At 38.7% G+C, this 18,547-nt stretch carries 17 protein-coding genes; 7 read left to right on the top strand and 10 right to left on the bottom strand.

Going from position 1 to position 18,547, the window contains the following annotated elements:
• Positions 1–443: 443 nt before the first annotated feature.
• Positions 444–1,298: a bifunctional hydroxymethylpyrimidine kinase/phosphomethylpyrimidine kinase gene (gene thiD, locus ACFINX_RS00970; protein WP_375611307.1), complete on the bottom strand. Its 855-nt coding sequence runs from the start codon at positions 1,296–1,298 to the stop codon at positions 444–446.
• A gap of 128 nt (positions 1,299–1,426) precedes the next feature.
• Between thiD and ACFINX_RS00965 the strand changes: the two genes are divergently transcribed.
• The 3 genes from ACFINX_RS00965 to ACFINX_RS00955 all read left to right on the top strand — a co-directional run bounded on the left by ACFINX_RS00965 (position 1,427) and on the right by ACFINX_RS00955 (position 5,477).
• Entirely contained in the window at positions 1,427–2,233 is an 807-nt protein-coding gene (locus ACFINX_RS00965; protein WP_375611308.1) for a lysophospholipid acyltransferase family protein, read from the top strand.
• Positions 2,234–2,925: 692 nt separating this feature from the next.
• Positions 2,926–4,023, top strand: a complete 1,098-nt coding sequence (locus ACFINX_RS00960) for a D-alanyl-D-alanine carboxypeptidase family protein (protein WP_375611309.1) — start codon at positions 2,926–2,928, stop codon at positions 4,021–4,023.
• Between the two features lie 392 nt (positions 4,024–4,415).
• The gene (locus tag ACFINX_RS00955; RefSeq protein WP_375611310.1) at positions 4,416–5,477 is read left to right on the top strand and encodes a CobW family GTP-binding protein; all 1,062 of its coding nucleotides are present in this window, start codon (positions 4,416–4,418) and stop codon (positions 5,475–5,477) included.
• A gap of 892 nt (positions 5,478–6,369) precedes the next feature.
• On the opposite strand, the gene ACFINX_RS00950 is transcribed toward ACFINX_RS00955, so the two are convergent.
• The 3 genes from ACFINX_RS00950 to ACFINX_RS00940 all read right to left on the bottom strand — a co-directional run bounded on the left by ACFINX_RS00950 (position 6,370) and on the right by ACFINX_RS00940 (position 9,133).
• Positions 6,370–7,119 carry a L,D-transpeptidase family protein gene (locus ACFINX_RS00950; RefSeq protein WP_375611311.1) on the bottom strand — a complete coding sequence of 250 codons (750 nt, stop codon included), beginning with the start codon at positions 7,117–7,119 and terminating at the stop codon, positions 6,370–6,372.
• Positions 7,120–7,159: 40 nt separating this feature from the next.
• Positions 7,160–8,116, bottom strand: a complete 957-nt coding sequence (locus ACFINX_RS00945) for an acetyl-CoA carboxylase carboxyltransferase subunit alpha (protein ID WP_375611312.1) — start codon at positions 8,114–8,116, stop codon at positions 7,160–7,162.
• Between the two features lie 78 nt (positions 8,117–8,194).
• Positions 8,195–9,133 carry a site-specific tyrosine recombinase XerD gene (locus ACFINX_RS00940; protein WP_375611313.1) on the bottom strand — a complete coding sequence of 313 codons (939 nt, stop codon included), beginning with the start codon at positions 9,131–9,133 and terminating at the stop codon, positions 8,195–8,197.
• Positions 9,134–9,393: 260 nt separating this feature from the next.
• On the opposite strand from ACFINX_RS00940, the gene ACFINX_RS00935 reads away from it, so the two are divergent.
• The 4 genes from ACFINX_RS00935 (at position 9,394) to ACFINX_RS00920 (ending at position 12,356) form a co-directional block, all read left to right on the top strand.
• Entirely contained in the window at positions 9,394–10,026 is a 633-nt protein-coding gene (locus tag ACFINX_RS00935; protein WP_375606223.1) for a shikimate kinase, read from the top strand.
• Positions 10,001–11,134: a 3-dehydroquinate synthase gene (gene aroB, locus ACFINX_RS00930; protein WP_375638134.1), complete on the top strand. Its 1,134-nt coding sequence runs from the start codon at positions 10,001–10,003 to the stop codon at positions 11,132–11,134. Before ACFINX_RS00935 ends, aroB begins: the two co-directional genes overlap by 26 nt.
• A gap of 416 nt (positions 11,135–11,550) precedes the next feature.
• A complete protein-coding gene (locus ACFINX_RS00925; protein ID WP_375617422.1) occupies positions 11,551–11,946 on the top strand; it encodes an MliC family protein in 396 nt (131 codons plus the stop codon).
• Between the two features lie 17 nt (positions 11,947–11,963).
• A complete protein-coding gene (locus ACFINX_RS00920; RefSeq protein WP_375629080.1) occupies positions 11,964–12,356 on the top strand; it encodes an MliC family protein in 393 nt (130 codons plus the stop codon).
• Between the two features lie 16 nt (positions 12,357–12,372).
• On the opposite strand, the gene mnhG is transcribed toward ACFINX_RS00920, so the two are convergent.
• The 6 genes from mnhG to ACFINX_RS00890 are packed head-to-tail and all read right to left on the bottom strand — an operon-like array spanning position 12,373 to position 18,424.
• Positions 12,373–12,783, bottom strand: a complete 411-nt coding sequence (mnhG, locus tag ACFINX_RS00915; RefSeq protein ID WP_375611317.1) for a monovalent cation/H(+) antiporter subunit G — start codon at positions 12,781–12,783, stop codon at positions 12,373–12,375.
• On the bottom strand, positions 12,780–13,061 hold the full coding sequence (locus ACFINX_RS00910) for a K+/H+ antiporter subunit F (RefSeq protein ID WP_375606068.1): 282 nt from the start codon (positions 13,059–13,061) through the stop codon (positions 12,780–12,782). The genes mnhG and ACFINX_RS00910 overlap by 4 nt, the downstream gene beginning before the upstream one ends.
• On the bottom strand, positions 13,058–13,543 hold the full coding sequence (locus ACFINX_RS00905) for a Na+/H+ antiporter subunit E (protein ID WP_375612748.1): 486 nt from the start codon (positions 13,541–13,543) through the stop codon (positions 13,058–13,060). Before ACFINX_RS00905 ends, ACFINX_RS00910 begins: the two co-directional genes overlap by 4 nt.
• Positions 13,540–15,162 (bottom strand): monovalent cation/H+ antiporter subunit D, encoded by a 1,623-nt coding sequence (locus tag ACFINX_RS00900; RefSeq protein WP_375611319.1) that lies wholly within the window; start codon positions 15,160–15,162, stop codon positions 13,540–13,542. Before ACFINX_RS00900 ends, ACFINX_RS00905 begins: the two co-directional genes overlap by 4 nt.
• On the bottom strand, positions 15,162–15,503 hold the full coding sequence (locus tag ACFINX_RS00895; RefSeq protein WP_273790150.1) for a Na+/H+ antiporter subunit C: 342 nt from the start codon (positions 15,501–15,503) through the stop codon (positions 15,162–15,164). Before ACFINX_RS00895 ends, ACFINX_RS00900 begins: the two co-directional genes overlap by 1 nt.
• A complete protein-coding gene (locus tag ACFINX_RS00890; protein WP_375668174.1) occupies positions 15,503–18,424 on the bottom strand; it encodes a monovalent cation/H+ antiporter subunit A in 2,922 nt (973 codons plus the stop codon). Before ACFINX_RS00890 ends, ACFINX_RS00895 begins: the two co-directional genes overlap by 1 nt.
• Positions 18,425–18,547: the final 123 nt, after the last annotated feature.

Genomic DNA, 18,547 nt, shown 5'->3' with positions numbered 1-18,547 from the left:
GTGACATTTTGATTGTGTGTGATGGGGGAACGGTCTTTGTCTCTTTGCTCTCTCGCAGATGAATTTACAGGAGAAGCTCCCGCAAATTGCACGATGGGTTGAATGGCTGTTTTGCCACCAATATAAGAAACAGCGAATATAGTGGATCCGCTAGCTTTAATATCGCCTTGTAAAAGGTCTTTCCCTCTACTCTTTTTGCTATCAAATCCTGATTTTACAATTCCTTGCTCTCTTTTTTATACTCAAAATTGCCTCTAAAACAGGATAGATTAATCGTAAAAAATATATAAAAGAAGCAAATTATAACATTTTTTCTTATCCTTCTTAATACAAAATAACTGTTAAGCTACAATACGCTAACATTTATCAGTCATAAGTCCAAAACATCATATAATGACGAAACAAATTCATAGAGTGAAGATTTTTCACTATCAACCGTTGTATTAATCTTTCCATAATGCATAAAAATGATGAAGCGGCCCTCGCCCTTTCCCTACTTTTAAAGCATCTGAGGCAGTTAAAGCGCCATGCAAATAATCTTTTGCTTGTTTAACAGCGCAATCCAAAGGTTGGGTAGGTAACAGAGCTGCAATGGCAGCAGAAATGGTACACCCTGTCCCATGATCATGAGTGGTTGAAAGACGAGAGGCTTCAAGTATAACAAGGTTTTCACAATCACAATAAAGATCTGGACTAGAACAATCGTAATTTTCTGTACTATTTTTGGTCAGCGTATTCAAATGTCCCCCTTTTAACAAAACTGCATGACACCCTAGCGCCAAGAGTCGTGGAGCATATTGATACATAGTCTCTAAAGACCATTGCACTTCACATCCCAATAACAATGCAGCTTCAGGCAAATTTGGCGTGATCAAAGTTGACATCGGCACAAGAACATCACGCATAATTTCAATTGCATCAGACTTTAAAAGAACATCACCACTTTTTGCAACCATAACCGGATCAAAAACAATGAAACGCGCTTTATGATAAGCAAGACGTTCTGCAATAACCTGTGCAATCTGAGCATTTGCAACCATACCAATTTTAACGGCATCAACATGAATATCCTCAAAAACAGAATCAATTTGATCTGCAACAAAAGAAGCATCTAATGCCTGAAAAGAACGCACACCCTGAGTATTTTGTGCAACAACAGCTGTAACCACACTCATACCATAAGTTTTCATAGCTGAAAAAACCTTCAAATCCGCCTGCATTCCAGCGCCACCAGAAGGATCTGTTCCCGCAATAGATAAAATCCGTGGAATAAAAAGTTTATCTTTTTGTAATTCCATCAACCTCTTTCCTTCTGTTTTTAAATATCGGAAAATGAGTTACCGAAAAATAGATGCTTGAAAAAATATAAAGAAGATGTTTTCTCACGTGAATTATATTATATACGAAGTCTTCTTATAGATATAAAATGGAAAATGTAGTGCTTATCCTTCGTTCTATTCTTTTTACGTTCGCTTTTTATACATCAACTTTCATACAAATGATTCTTTACGCTCCCGTTTATTTTTTAATGCCCCGCAAAAAGGCATGGATTGTTCCTAAAACATGGGCGCGCGTTACACTCTTTTTGCAAAAATACATCGCAGGCACAAGTTATGAGATTGAAGGTTTAGAAAATCTTCCCAAAGGACCCTATATCATTGCTCCAAAGCATCAATCGGCTTGGGAAACTTTCAGTCTTGTTCCTTATTTTGATGATCCCACTCTCATTTTAAAACGTGAATTGATGTGGATTCCATTGTTTGGCTGGTATATGGCAAAAACGCAAATTATCCCCATTAACCGCACAACACCCATCAAAGCCTTAAAAATGATTATACAAAAAGCAAAAGAGAAAGTAAAACAAGGGCGCCAAATCTTGATTTTTCCCGAAGGAACACGCCGACAACCCGGTCAAGAACCAGATTATAAGTCAGGAATTGTCGCGCTCTATAATGAATTAGGACTTCAAGTTGTTCCTATTGCACATAATGCGGGTTTATATTGGCCACGCAATAATTTTCGCCGCTATCCCGGAACAATTCGTGTCCGTATTCTTCCCCCGATAGAGGCTGGTTTAAGCAAACGTGATTTTCTAGATCAACTTGTCCAAAAAACTGAAAAAGCGTGTGATGAACTGCTTCTCTTAGCAGCTCAAGACCCTACCCCTCCTCCTATGCCACCATACGCTGTTCAGAAACTTCAAAAACTAAATCAACATGAAACAATGCACTGATTGATAAGAATAATGCATAACTTTGTATATTGAGCGGAGTATAGGGAACAAAAATATAAGAAAGATACTTCAAACTTTCTAATTTAAAATTGTAAAACACTTGTACATGATAAGAAATGATCAATGTGTAAATTTTTTTGAAAAAGAATTCTTCCTCTCTTTAAAATCATTTAAATAACATACATCTCATTGATTTATAACGATGTTTTAGCGTTATTCAACTTGAATGAGAACCCTGAACACCGTAAGATTTTCTCATTTCAAATCTATTCTAGGTTGAATCAATTAGAATCATTTTCTTACACATTACAAGCGGGGATATCTGTGTGAATAAAACGATACAAGAAAAGATTAAAATGCTTTTTACGAACCGTCTCAAGTGCCAAGGGCTATCCTAACAGGAGAGCAAGAAAAATGCATGATTATGCAGATTCATTCCTTTCTGAGAAATTCAATCCCTCCAAGAACCTGAAATCTTGTACAATCTTCATTATTTAAAAAGTATTTCTTGAGATACTCAAACCATTAAACCAAATTCAAGGGGAAAATAAAAATGAGAATTGGTTTTTATCCCACAGACACAACGGATACAGCAATTAACCATCTTTCCTTCCTATCCTAGACTTAAATGCTTTGTGTGCTACATTAAAACAATTCTAAATAACGAATAAGAGGGAACTAGATTTAAATTAATGCGACGTCTCTTCTATAATTTATTTTTTTCTGTGATTTTGAGTTTATCCAGCGCTGTTGCTCTAGCGCAGCCTTTTATTTCTGTTGATGTTACAACGAGGCGTATCTTAAAACATAATCAAGCTTTTGAGCGTTGGTATCCTGCTTCCTTGACAAAATTAATGACCGCTTATGTTATTTTTCGTGCCATGAGCCGAGGGGAAGTTTCACCAAACAAACATATCACCATCAGCGAATACGCCGCAAAAGCTCCCTCATATCGTTCAGGCTATAAAGCTGGTTCTGTACTCACACTTGATACAGCCTTAAGTATCACCATGGTTAAATCTACCAATGATTTAGCCATTGCCATGAGTGAAGCTGTTGCGGGTTCACAGAAAGATTTTGTACGTAAAATGAATAGCGAAGCTAAACGTTTAGGCATGTTTGGCACCCATTTTGCGAACGCAAGTGGTTTACCAGATCCTCAAAACTACTCCACGGCACGCGATATTGCTCTTTTAGCCGTTCAAATACGTCGAGAATTTCCACAATATGCTCATTATTTTTCTATTCCAGCCATTGATTTTGGTAATAATCGAAAAATCCAACATAACTCAAACAACCTCATTGGCCGTTTTTATGGGATAGATGGTATGAAAACAGGCTTTATTTGTGCCTCTGGTTTTAATCTTGTTGCCTCAGCCACCCGCAATAAACGTACAATTATTGCTGTCATTCTAGGTGCTAACAACATAAGTGAAAGAGAAGAAAAAGCTGCACAACTTCTTGAAATAGGATTTTTGCACCAAGGAAGCCCCCAATTAACACTAGCAACATTAAAACCTTATGGGAGCAACATAACACAAGCCAACAATATGAGACAACAAACATGCACACCTGAAGCCATAAAAATGCATGCAAATTCATATGATGATCAAGGAAATATTATTCTCACCTCACCTTTTATCACTGCTCCACCTTCTTTTTCTCATCCTTTATCAGTACACCTCATTCGTACGCCACAAACACCTAAAATGACAGTAAAACCACTAAGAAAACCCTATATTCCGTATAAAAGGCACGCAAACCATTCTATAAAAAGCCATAAATCATAATCTACAATTAATTATAATACTTTGATTTATAATGATAATTAATTATTTTGTACCTTATGTCAAAACCACAAGTATTGTAAGATTCTCTCATTTCAAATCTGTATTTGTTGAATCAATAAAACCAGTCTCTTGCGCACCACAAGGTGGATGAACATGTAGATAAAATAATTAAAACAAGGAATAAAAGTCCTTTCAAGAACCAAGAATTATCATAACATTGACGCTAAAAGTGTATAATATACCCACGTGCACCTACCTTTATAAGCGTAAAGATAGTGGTACAATGGATTTCATGGGGGATTAACCATTATATCCCTCACGGACATCATTATAAATTGCTTAGACATACTGAGATATATTTTTTAAAAACAAAACTATGATTGATGATTAACATGAAAATAAAGCGCATCCCTCTCACGCTTATTACGGGTTTTTTAGGCTCTGGCAAAACAACTTTGCTCAACCGTATGCTACAAGACCCTCTTCTAACAGAATGTGCTGTTATCATCAATGAATTCGGCGAAATCAGTATTGACCACCTTCTGGTTGAAAAAACGACAGAAGGAATTATTGAGCTTGCCAATGGTTGCTTATGCTGTAATTTACGCAGTGATCTCATCGACACATTAATTGATTTAATAAATCGCGTTCAGACAGGACAGATCAAACAACTCCATCATATTATCATTGAAACCACAGGGATGGCTGATCCCGCCCCTATTTTACAAATACTTTTAAGCCACCCATTGTTTATTCAAACATTGTCCATAAATGCTGTTCTTGCAACATTTGATACATTAAGTCCACTTTCCATATGTAAGCGCTATCCTGAAATATATAAACAATTAATATTTGCTGATAAAATCATTCTCACCAAAACAGATCTTAGAGACCCACAAACGCTTTCAGATGCACTCCTTAGCACACTTAAAACAATGAATCCTACAGCACAAATCATTGACGCCCATTCTAAAGATTTCTGTTCAAATCTATTAATAAATAACACATTATGGGATGAAAAAGTAGAAAATACAAAACTTAAACAAAATCTTACGACTACCCCACATGATCATACCCCCCATAAAACCATTCGTACCTTTTCACTAAACTGTGAGGGTCCTGTTGATTACGCCACAATTGAAGCTTTTTTAGATCTCCTACAAGAGCGTTATGGTACAAAATTATTACGTATTAAAGCAATTATCGCATTGCGTGATGACCCTTATCGCCCACTTGTATTACATGGCGTACAAACATTTTTTCATCCTCCCATAAGATTGCCGGCATGGCCAAAAGGAATAAAACAAACACGTTTTGTCATCATTGCCGATGGTGTTGAAAAAGACGCAATACAAAAGCTCCTCAATGCTTTTTTTAATAAACCAGCAATAGATACTGCAGACAAAACAGCTCTCTTAGAAAATCCTCTGGTCATTCCAGGAATAAAATTTTAATTTTTTCTCCCCTTCAATGATATAATATTAAATTCATTGGCACCACCATCTTTATGCTTTTAAAGAAGCAAACCGGCACCATTACACACTTTGCTAATTCCCAATGTTGAAACAAGCCCTTGGTACTTGAGACGGTTTGTAAAAAGCATTTTAGTCTTTCTTGCACAGTTTCACCCACGCGGTTATCCCCGCTTGTAACGTGCAAGAAAATGGTTTTAATTTATTCAACATGGAACGGCTTTGAAATGAGAGAATCTTATGGTATTCAGGGTTCTAATTTAACTTGAATAACACTAAATTATCATTATAAATAAAATTGTTATGATAAAAAATTTAATATCCATCAATCTGCAAACAGATTGTTTTCTCTCTAAATGCGCTTCATCTGCAAACCACTTCATGTGATTCATTTCACAGACAGATTGACCAAATTCTTGGTTCTAAAATATTCTGCTCAACTCTATATTTATTCAAGCTAATTGAAATCAAAATCCCTGTTAAGAAAAAAACCAAAATCAGACAGAGGCAATATCGCATTTTAAAATATGTGAATGTGTCTTATATAACAGCACGACAAGACAATATTTTACAGCATAAAAGAATAAAACTCTTTGAAAGAAATAAAAAGAGAGGTGCATTTTATGTTAACTTACTCTTCACTAAAAACGAAGATTGACACCAGTGCCTATGTGCAAACAATCCAACTTCTTTGAGAAAATTCCTCTTGGCTTCCCACTTCATATGATTTACTTACATTAAGGCTCTATGAAAAAACTCTGCACTTTAAGACTATTGACCACTCACTTAAACACCTTGTGTGCAAAGTTTTTGCATATCCTGTATCGCCATTATTAAGTGATAGTGTTTACGGTGCTGTAAGATACAATAACACTTACTGCATTAGAGAAACTGAATTTTTATCAATATCGCGATTAAAAACGTAACGTTTTTCATAAACCTCAACAGTTGGAGGTTGACGATTTTTTTCAAAAAAATCATAACCTTTCTTAAGCATAACCCAGAATTGATAATGAGGATTCTTGCTATGACGTGACATATTATCCTCGGTCATGCGGAAAGGAAAAGCCTGCAACTGAAACTCTCTTTGTCCTCCTTTAAAAGCATCCCGTGCAAACGCATAAATCTGAGCCATGTTCTTATCACTCATAGAATAGCAACCTGCGGAAAAGCAAGAACCATGCACCATAAGATTGCTTCCTGTGCGACCATTTTCCTGATCATAAAGGTTAGGAAATCCTATATTAAAAGAGAGATAATATTTTGAATAAGGATTCATTTGGTTTGCGCTAATAGTATAAAAACCCTCTGGTGTCTGAAGATCCCCTTCTTTATATTTAGGTCCAAGCTTACCAGACCATTTGCAAATGCCATAGCGAGCAACCAAGATAAAAGGTCCTGAACGAGATTGCTTCCAAACTTCAGCAAGATTTTCTTCCTTAAAAAACCGCATCATAATCGGTGCATAGGGATCTATATCATACAGAACCATTCTATTTTTGATTTCTTGCGGCAACGGCTGCTCAACTTTAGCGCGAATAGAGGCTGGTAATCTTCCTTCACATGCTGTCAATAGTCCCATTACAAACAACACACACACAGCAAGGAATCTGCTAAATGTCATCGAATAAAACTCCAATCCAACACCCCTCACAAAAAATAACCTATGTTAGAGATCGACCAATTTGAAGGTATTTTTCCCTTCGCTCTTGTTTAAGCACTTGACCATCTTTTCCAGCCATAGCTTTTAAAGCCTCTGAAATAACATCACCCGTTGCATCAATGACAATCTCTTTGCCACGATGCGCTCCCCCTAAAGGTTCCGAAATAATGCCATCAATAATCTTTAAGCGATACAAATCTTGAGCGGTAATACGCATATTCATTGCAGCATCTTTTGCACGAGCTGGATCACGCCATAAGATAGAAGCTGCTCCTTCTGGTGAAATAACAGAGTAAATTGCGTGCTCCAACATATAAACTTTGTTGGCAGCCGCGATTGCTATCGCCCCTCCAGAACCGCCTTCTCCAATAACAACAGAAACCACAGGAACTTTCAAACGCAAAGTTGTAGCTGTTGATTGAGCAATTGCTTCCGCTTGCCCACGTTCTTCAGCGCTTACCCCAGGATAAGCACCTGCTGTATCAATAAAAGTGAGGAGTGGCAAACCAAAGCGGTCAGCCATTTCCATAATACGTACAGCTTTACGATAGCCTTCTGGACGCGCAGAACCAAAATTATAGCGCAAACGTGTTTGCGTATCGTGACCTTTCTCTTGACCAATATAAGCAACGGCCTCACCTTTAAAGCGTGCAAACCCCGCTTGAATAGCCTCATCTTCAGCAAACTTTCGATCTCCGGCCAAAGGCGTAACGTCACTCAATAGGCGTTTAGAATAGTCCATAAAATGGGGACGATCCGGATGACGAGCGACTTGTGTTTTTTGCCACGGCGATAATTTTTTATAAATATCGCGCAACGCTGTTTGGGAACGCGTTTCAAGACGAGCAATCTCGTCACTCATATCAAGACTGCCTTTTTCCTGAGAAATTTTTTTTAATTCAAGAATTTTCCCATCAAGATCAGCAACTGGTTTTTCAAAATCAAGATAATTATACATTTGTGTCAACTCATTCAGTGTCACTTATACACTTATAATTTGCTTTATAAAGTCTTTTTCAAAAACATCACCTTTTCTTTAACGAGCCTTTTGCTCATCGGCAAGTGGATGATGCTCATTGACTAAACGATAAAGTCCCTCTTCCAACACATGGGTATAAATCTGAGTGGTAGCAATATCAGAATGACCTAACAAATGTTGAACGGCACGCAAATCAGCACCATTTTGCAAAAGATGACTAGCAAAAGCATGACGCAACACATGGGGAGAAAAGCTATCACTTCCTATCCCTGCTCTTCTAGCGAGATTTTTCAACTCTCGTGCAACGACTTGACGAGCAATATATCCTGTCTCGGAATGCGCAGGAAAAAGATAAGAACTCGTAGCGTCCTTTCCCTGATCACGCAAATTTAACCACTGTGAAAGAACTTGGCATGCTTTTTTTGATAACAGCACCATTCGTTCTTTTTTGCCCTTACCACGAACCAAAACGCTGTATTCATTCCTTCGAACAGACTGAACCGGCAGACTCACCAACTCACTAATACGTAACCCTGTTGCATAAAGCATTTCAATCAATAGCTGAAGACGCAGTGCACGGAAATAACCTTTGGACCCATAGTCTGCTTGGTTGACTTCTAACTCCGCAAAATCAAGCAATTTTATCACTGCATCTTCACTCATGATTTTGGGCAAAGGACGCCTCTGACGAGGTGCATCAATATCATGAGAGGGATCATCTGCTCTCAACCCTTCAGCATAAAGGAATTGATAAAACTGACGCAAAGTTGATAAACGGCGCGCTTGCGACGATGCCGCAAAACCAAAAGTATGCATAAGTGACAAAAGAGTAATTAAATCTTCTTTTTGTGCTGAAAAAAGCGAAACAGAGTGTGAAGACAATTCGTCTTGTGCCCACTGCAAATCATGCTGATAAGCCGCAAGCGTATGAGACGAAGCCCCTCTCTCCGCACTCATCATCTCAAGAAAATGATCTATCACAGCACCACTTTTCATTTCATTGATTCGCTTCCGTAGAAAGATTCCATGAATTCAAGGGAACATCAATGTACATATCCACAGTTACTGGTTCAACCCAAACCACAAGAGCACCCATTATAATGAAAAGAACAGAAAGCAAAATGAAAAGAATCATCAAAAATCTAGTCAATGTTGGCATAAGACAATAACCTACCCAAAAATATTCTATCTCGTATTATGCCTCACAAAGATTAACAGGAATTGACTTTAAGATGGATAAATGCCGAAATAAAGTTATGAAAAGCAATCGACAAAAACGCGTCCCCATAACACAAATAAAGAATCAGCTCTTATCGTCCCTTGATAAAAGAGCACTTGTCCTTGTTGGTCTTATGGGGGCAGGCAAATCAGTGATCGGAAAACGCGTCGCCACCATGCTTCGTTTACCTTTTTATGATTCTGACCAAGAAATTGAAAAAGCTGCACAAATGACAATCACGGAACTCTTTGAAATTTATGGTGAATCCGAATTTCGTGCTCTTGAACAGCGTGTTATTCTAAACCTCATGAAAAAAAGTCCCCTTGTTTTAGCAACAGGTGGTGGTGCCTACATAAATGAAAATATCCGAAAAGCCATTCACCAAAATGGTATATCCATATGGCTAAAAGTCGATCTTGATATCCTCATGCAACGTGTCTCAAAGCACCCAACACGTCCCCTGCTTCAAACAGCCAATCCTAAAGAAACCATGCAAAAACTCATGGAACAGCGTTATCCTATCTATGCAAAGGCAAACTTAACAATTAACAGTCATAAAGAAAGCCGTCATACCGTAGCACAAAATGTTATACGATCCGTACAGCACTACCTATACACAGAAATTAACAATAGGGATAACCAGCATGCAAACCAAAACCGTCACTGTTAAACTGGACAAACACTGTTACGATATCATCATTGGTCCGGGTCTGATTACACAAGCTGCTTCACAAATTAAACATGCTCTTAATAAAAAAGATCCTCATCAAACGCGCTTGGCACTTGTTACAGATACAAATGTTGCTTCCCTTCATTTGGAGATATTGCAAGCAGAATTAACAAAAAATAAAATTCATACTGTCCCTATTATTGTAGAAGCGGGAGAACAATCAAAATCATTTTCAACCCTGCAAGTTGTTATCGATCAAATTCTTGCTGCACGCTTAGAAAGAGGCGACTGTGTTATTGCTTTTGGCGGTGGTGTCATTGGTGATCTAGCAGGATTTGCGGCAAGTATAATCCGCCGTGGCATGAACTTCATTCAAATGCCCACAACGCTTCTTGCACAAATTGATTCTTCTGTTGGTGGAAAAACGGGAATCAATAGCCAATATGGCAAAAATCTTATTGGTGCCTTTTATCAACCACAATGCGTTATTGCTGACACGTGTCTTCTTGATACCCTGCCACCGCGTGAATTTCGCGCTGGCTACGCAGAAATAGTAAAATACGGTCTCATTAACCAACCTGACTTTTTTGAGTGGCTTGAAAAAAATGGGCAGAAAATTTTCTCTAACGGCCCTATGCGAACAGAGGCCATTGTTCGCTCATGCCAATTTAAAGCTGCCATTGTAGCACGTGATGAGTACGAAACGGGAGAGCGCGCACTCTTAAATCTCGGCCATACATTTGGACACATGCTTGAAACAGCAACCGCTTATGACTCCAACCGTTTAATCCATGGCGAAAGTGTAGCAATTGGGATAATTCTAGCTCATCAATTCTCTGCTCAATTAAATTTAATAAGCCCCACGCTTACACAACGCATTGAAGCGCACTTCAAATCTATAGGATTGCCTACACAATTAAAGGATATCCCAGGGTCTCTACCAGATGCTGAAACTTTAATGACTCTCATTGCCCAAGATAAAAAAGTTTCGCAAAACAATTTGACTTTCATATTAACACGCGGACTTGGCCAATCATTTATTGCAAAAAATGTTTCACCAGATGCAGTTTTATCCTTTTTGGAACAAAAATTAACAGAAATTCGTTAATTCATATTGAATATAATTGATTCGTTTTTATACTTCTATTAAAGATTAAATATGATGATGTCTGCGTAGCTCAGTAGGATAGAGCACAGGATTCCTAAAGAAATTGGGCACTTTGAGGAGAAATCCTCAAAGTGAATCTGCTCAAATTCGGGGAAAGCTTCATGGGCGACTATATGCCAATCCCGAGCCAAGTCTCTTTTCAAATGAGAGAAAGGTGTAGAGACTGAACGGGCAGCACCTAAAGAGCAAAAGCTTCAAGGTGAAGAGACAGTCCAGACCACAAACAGCCGATAAGGCTGGCGGTGAAAATCGAAGTGGTATGAATCCTGGGGTCGCAGGTTCGAATCCTGCCGTAGACACCATCGTATCAGTCAAATTATTCTTTGTGCACAATATTAGGAATATAGGGAAGCATCATGAAAAAAACTTTGCACATTTTAGGATTTTTCACCGCTTTAAGTTTATCACTCTTCAGCTCAAACAATAGCTTAGCTGGTTCTTTAATCATTGAAGTACCAGACAATCCAGAGCCCAAAACAGAGACCATTACCTATCAGTGTGATACTGAAACAGGTAAAGAGCGCGTAGAGGCAGTCTATCTTAATGCTGACAATATTTCGTTGGTTGATTTCAAATGGAACGGTGATCGTGTCATTGCTGCTAATGTCATCGCGGCAACAGGAGCAAAATTTGCAGGAGCTCAGTACATCTGGTGGGAGAAGAACAAAGAAGTCACGCTTTATGACCTTGCTCAGGATCCAGAAGAAAAAAAACCTATCCTCTGTAAAGATGAGTCAACATTATTATTTTAAATAACACGGGAAATATTATGAAAAAAATTTCTTTTACTAAACAATTTTTCATTACTTTAAGTGTGCTCCTCCTCGGTTCAATTAATGCATTAGCAAGTTCTTTAGTCATTGAAGTACCAGATAATCCAGAACCAACAACAGAGACCGTCTCCTATCAATGCGATATGGGAACAAGCAAAGAGTATGTTGAAGCAACTTATTATAATGCTGGCAATATTGCGCTTGTTGATTTAAAATGGAACGGTAAGCGCATCGTTGGTTCTAATGTAATTGCCGCTTCTGGAGGAAAATATGTGGGTGGACAATACATTTGGTGGATAACTAAAAATGAAGCCATATTTTACGATCTTATTAATGATCCAAAAGAAGAAAAGCCCATCCACTGTGTAGAAGAAAAAAGCACAGAATAAGGAAGATTCTTACATTTCAAGAACCGCGCTGGCTCTCATCTCGTGATGTTCCTTCTGATGTGGGTAGCTTTTCCTCCGTTTGGTGTAATAAAAGAGCCAGCGGTTTTTCTGATTGTTTTTCTGAATGATGTCGATAAGCTGCCGTATGTGAAAGCAACATAGAAGCTACCGGTGCTGTTAAAAACAAAAAAAACATCAGCAACACTTCATGAAAAACAAAATAATGGTCCACAAATATTGAATAAAGAAATGAAGAAATAAGAATACTACCAACGCCCCAACTCGTACATACTGAAAGCATATGCAAACGCTTATAAAAATTGGAAAAACGCACCAAACCTATCGTTGCGATCAATGTCAATCCAGACCCTAATATTAAGAAAACTGTGATAGCAATAGCAACCACAAGCGATATATCATCTTTCATTCAATAATCTCCCCCCGCATAAGAAATTTCGCCAAAGCGATGCTTGAGACAGATCCCAACAATCCAATAATGAGAGCTGCGACAAAATAAGTGGTTGTTCCTGAACGAATATCGAATGTAAGAAACAAAAGAATAGTGGTTATATAAAGGGCATCCAAACCAACAATTCTATCCTGCGCCCGTGGACCACGAATCAACCGAAACAGCGCGAAAATCACCGCTAAACTTAAAAAAAACTGTGAAAAGAAAAGCCCCCAATAAAGAATCACCATACTCATAAAAAAATCTCCAAAAGCAATTGCTCATACCGTTGTTTGATCAACTGTTTGTAATCATATCCATTTTTTAAATTTAAGACATGAAGCAAAAGTTCACCCTTTTTACTATTATAGGCAACCCAAGCAGTTCCAGGGGTTGCCGAAAGGATGCATGCTAAAATAGCCAAAGCAGTGCGATTATGAAGCAGAAGAGGTACTACAATAAAACCAGATTTCTGCTCTCGAGACCTTTTTGTTAAAACAAACCAAGCCACCGAAACATTTGAGAATATAGAATCTATAAATACTCGAAAAACGAGACGAAAAACCGCACTCCAGCTTTTAATAACAACCTTCTCCGGCTCCAGAAGCCGTATCATCCAACCACAAAACAAAGCGGTTAAAATCCCTAAAAGCAATTGCCCTAAACTAAAACCATTTAAAATAAGCCACATAAGGACAATGACACCACTGAAAAAAGGGGAAGGACAAAAACGATTCATTTACTTATCTCCCTATTTTCGAGAGAAAAATCCGTTAAAACGCTCCCAATATAGTTTTGAGGTTCATACAAAGTCTTAGCAGTTTCAGACATATAATGACTAACAGGACTGGCTACAATTGTTATAAGAAAACACAAAGCAAGGAGAACGGCAATAGGCGCAAATTCTATCACTTGCACACGAGGAATACGCCCTTCAAGAGAAACCCAAAAAGTTCGGATACCCGTTCGTGTCAATGCAATCAAAGCCGCAAAACCAGAGAGAGTGACAAAAACTACAAAAAGCCAATCTTGGTAAACCGGAAGAGAAGCAGAAAAATCCTCTCTACTGTGGTTTAAAATTGCCATGAACATCATAAATTTAGCAACAAAACCAGAAAAAGGCGGCAATCCAATAATCAAAATGGCACAGATACCAAAACAAGCTCCAAGAATTGCCAAGGTTACTGGAAAATAGATGCCAACTTCATCTTCTTCCTCCTCTTCATCGTCACCATACACCTCCATTGTGACAGCAAGAACATTAGCAGCCACATCTTGACAGCGTTCTACCAACTCTACCAAAAGAAAAAAAGCTCCCAGTGCTAAAGTTGAAGAAACAATATAAAAAAGTGCGCCTGCTGTCAGTGCTGCATTGCCTATCCCGATCGCAGCCAACAATGTGCCAGAAGAGACAAGAACGCTATAAGCTGCCAAACGCACCAAAACTTGGCTCGCCAATACTCCAATAAAACCAATAATCATAGTGGCAAGCCCACCATAAAACAAAACTGTATGACCAAAATGGTTAAAATATTCACTTTCAGGACCAAACCATAGCAACGTTAAACGTAAAATAATATAAATACCAACCTTGCTCAAAAGTGCAAAAGAAGCTCCAACAGGCGCTGCTGCTGCACTGTAAGTTGGCACCAACCAAAAATTAAGCGGCCACATACCCGCTTTAAGCAAAAAAGCAATACCTAAAAGTGCAACACCTATTTCGAACAAAACAATATCTGTAGAAGATATATATTTTATTTTAACAGCCAAATCGGCCATATTAAGAGTACCAACGACTCCATAAATGAGCGCTATACCAACTAAAAAAAATAATGAAGCAACAAGATTAACCACAACATAATGCAACCCTGCACGCACGCGCGTCTGACCAGAACCATGCAAAGCAAGCCCATAGGAAGCCGTTAACATAACTTCAAAAAACACAAATAAATTAAATAAATCGCCAGTCAAAAAAGCACCATTTATCCCCACCATAAAAAATTGCATTAGTGACTGAAAATGAGAACCAGCTTTGTACCAATGAGCCCGCGCAAAAACCAACACGCTAGTCACCAACAAGCTGGAAAGTAAAAGCATCATAGCGCTTAAGCGATCAAGGACTAAAACAATTCCAAAAGAAGACGGCCAATTACCAAGTCGATAAACATCGCAAGCCGGTGCTATTTCAAGAGTACGTATAATCAATAAAATGGCAGTAACGACCAACAGTCCCGCAGAAGAAAGACTGATGAATGATTTAAGTCTTGCACGACGTTCATCATAAAAAAGAAGAAGTGCTCCAGTGATTAACGGCAAAAGAATAGGCAAAATAAGGAGATGATGCACTCCTATTTCCATTATTGCACCTCACGTCCATCAACGTGATCAGAACCCGTTAAACCACGTGAAACCAACAAGATAACTAAAAATAAAGCTGTTGTTGCAAAACCAATCACAATCGCAGTTAAAACCAAGGCTTGTGGAAGAGGATCGACATAATTAGCTGGATTAATAACAGTGGTAGGATCAACAATTGGAGCAGCATTACTACGCGGTCTACTCATTGAAAATATAAAAAGATTAACACCATAGGAGATCAAGGACAAACCAAGAATGACTTGAAAAGTACGTGGACGCAAAACAAGCCAAATACCTGATCCGACAAAAACACCGATACCCAAAGAAAGAACAATTTCCATTAATTTTCCTTCTCTTTTAAAATAGGTTTCTTACCGATTCGGTAACTCCGAATTGACTGGTGTGCAAGTGCAATTAAAATGAGAACAGTTGCTCCTAACACAAGAGAAAGCACACCAAAATCAAACAAAAAAGCAGATGCCATGGGAACTTTCCCAATTAACGGAAGATGAATATATCGAAAAAAGGATGTTAAAAAAGGATATCCAAAAAACCAAGAGCCCATCCCCGTTACGACTGACAATAATAAACCAAAGCCTATCCAACGCAAAGGTAAAACTCTCAAATGCGTTTCCACCCACCGAATATCGCGTGCAAGATATTGTAAAATAAATCCTATAGCCAAAGTAATACCACCGACAAATCCACCTCCTGGCAGATCATGCCCTCGCATGAATAAATAAATAGCAAAAGCGATAATAATTGGAAAGAGCCAACCCATAATAACAGCAGGAACAGCTAAATAATTCAATACTGTATCTCCCACATTTCGATTAGGCTGTGCTATATCAAAGGCTTTCTGGATACGTTGTTGAAAAGGCGCATCAATACTCTCAGGCGCAGGACGAAAACGTCGTAAGAGTGCAAAAACAGTAAGGGAAACAACACCCAAAACCACAATTTCTCCCATGGTATCAAAACCACGGAAATCAACCAATAACACATTCACAACATTGCGACCACCAGCATCTGAGTAAGCATGCGTTAGAAAAAAATCAGAAATCGTTGTACCTTGGGGACGTGTCATCACTGCAAAAGAAAGCCATGCTACACCAGCACCTCCTACAAGGGATATGATGAAATCACGGAAACGACGCAAACGAACCCAAAAATGAACAGCAGCTGGCCCAGGGTCATGCAAACGTTTAGGCAACCACCGTAAACCAAGCAATAATAAAACGACTGTAACAACCTCAACAACCAATTGTGTTATTGCTAAATCAGGAGCAGAAAGCCATAAAAAGGTTGCACAAGTCATCAAACCAGCTCCCCCTAAAAGCATAAGTGAAGCAAGACGATGAAACTTTGCTCGCCAAGCAACTAAAAGCGCACATAATCCGCCAACCAGCCAAAGAGCGAGAAAAGGAATATCAAGTGGAAAAAGCGGTAATGTCCCCACTGGAATGAAACCATCGCACCAAAGTAAAAGACCAACAAAGGCAAAACAGACCCAAAAAATCCAATGCAATTGGATCTGCAAACGGCGTGTTGACAAAGCAGACTCCACCGCACGGGCCCATTTCCAAGAAATAATTACGAGAATGCGTTCAAAAATACGCGGTCCTTTTAAGTGACGGAAAAAAGGAGCCCCATCATCACAGGATAAAAAATAACGATGCCCAACAGCATAGAGCAATCCGCCCCCTAATAATGCAACAAAGCTCATCACTAATGGAGTGTTAAACCCATGCCAAACAGCCAAACTATAAGGAATTGTCATTGGTCCTAAAACAGACACGACCGCATTATCTAAAATAGGTCCTATTGTTAAATTAGGAAAAATACCAACCGCTAAACAAATAAACACCAAAAGCTCCATTGGTAAACGCATGAAATGCGGTGGTTCATGGGGAGTCTTGGGTAAATTGTCAGGCTTTGGTCCTAAAAAAACGCCATGAATAAAGCGTATAGAATAGGTCACACTAAACAGACTAGCTAGCGTTGCCACATAAGGCGCAATCCAATCGAGCCATGATTCCATATGCGTTTCAACAGCTTCAGCAAAAAACATCTCTTTCGATAAAAAACCATTCAACAAAGGAACCCCAGCCATCGCTGCACTCGCAACTAAAGCAAGAGTTGCTGTGATAGGCATAGAACGATAAAGCCCTGACAGTTTACGCATATCACGTGTTCCCGTCTCGTGATCAATAATGCCAGCAGCCATAAATAAAGAAGCTTTAAAAGTAGCATGATTGGCCATATGAAAGATCGCCGCAACACATGCAAGTGGACTACCAAGACTTAAAAGTGTTGTAATTAATCCAAGATGACTAATAGTCGAGTAAGCAAGCAGTCCTTTCAAGTCTTGCTGAAACATGGAAAAATAGGCACCTAGAAGAAGAGTTGAGAGTCCTGAAAAGCCAACCAGCCAAAACCAAGATTCTGTTCCAGAGAGCACAGGCCATAAACGAACAAGCAAAAACAATCCCGCTTTTACCATTGTTGCCGAATGCAAATAAGCCGATACGGGAGTTGGAGCAGCCATCGCGTTAGGTAGCCAAAAATGAAAGGGAAATTGCGCGCTTTTTGTTAACCCTCCCAATAAAATACAAATAAGGATAGGACTATAAAGAGAACTTGACCGGATCATATCTCCAGACTGTAGCACCTTATCCAAATCAAAACTGCCAACAGTATACCCAATCAATAAAACTCCAATAAAAAGAGCAAAGCCGCCAAAACCTGTGATCGTTAGAGCCATACGCGCACCCTCACGCGCACTTGCATTATGGTACCAATAGCCGATCAGCAAAAAAGAAAAAATACTGGTAAGTTCCCAGAAAACAACCAAAAAGACGAGATTACCTGATAAAACTATTCCTATCATTGATCCCATAAAGGCCAAAAAAAAGGAAAAAAAACGCGGTACAGAATCCGCTGGATCTATGTAATAACGTGAATAAATGACAACAAGCAGCCCAATCCCTGTAATAAGCAAGCAAAAAAGCCAGGACAAACCATCTATGCGGAGAATCAAATCGCTTTCCCATTCTGGAAGCCAAGAAATATCTAAACGCACTATGTGGTTTCCGCGAACTTCCGGATAAAGCATTATTGTAAAAATAAGACAGAAAAGTGCGACGACCCCAGCAAACCACGCTTCATTATTTTTTGCTGTCGAACGAAAAAAGCCAATGACAGCACTTCCACCAAAAGGAAGCAAAACGAGCAATACCAACATTGCTTCCCGTGTTGTCATTCTTTAAACTCCATTTTACCTTAATATTTTGTCATCGACAAAACAAAAACTTATATTCTCACCCCCCCATTCCACACTTAATGATAATAAGATTTAATAAAACTTAAAAGCATTTAAATTTTA

Source organism: Bartonella sp. AP36NXGY (assembly GCF_042195865.1).
Lineage (GTDB): Bacteria > Pseudomonadota > Alphaproteobacteria > Rhizobiales > Rhizobiaceae > Bartonella.
The sequence above is the reverse complement of the archived record's forward strand: the minus strand, read 5'-3'. Positions and strand labels throughout refer to the sequence as shown.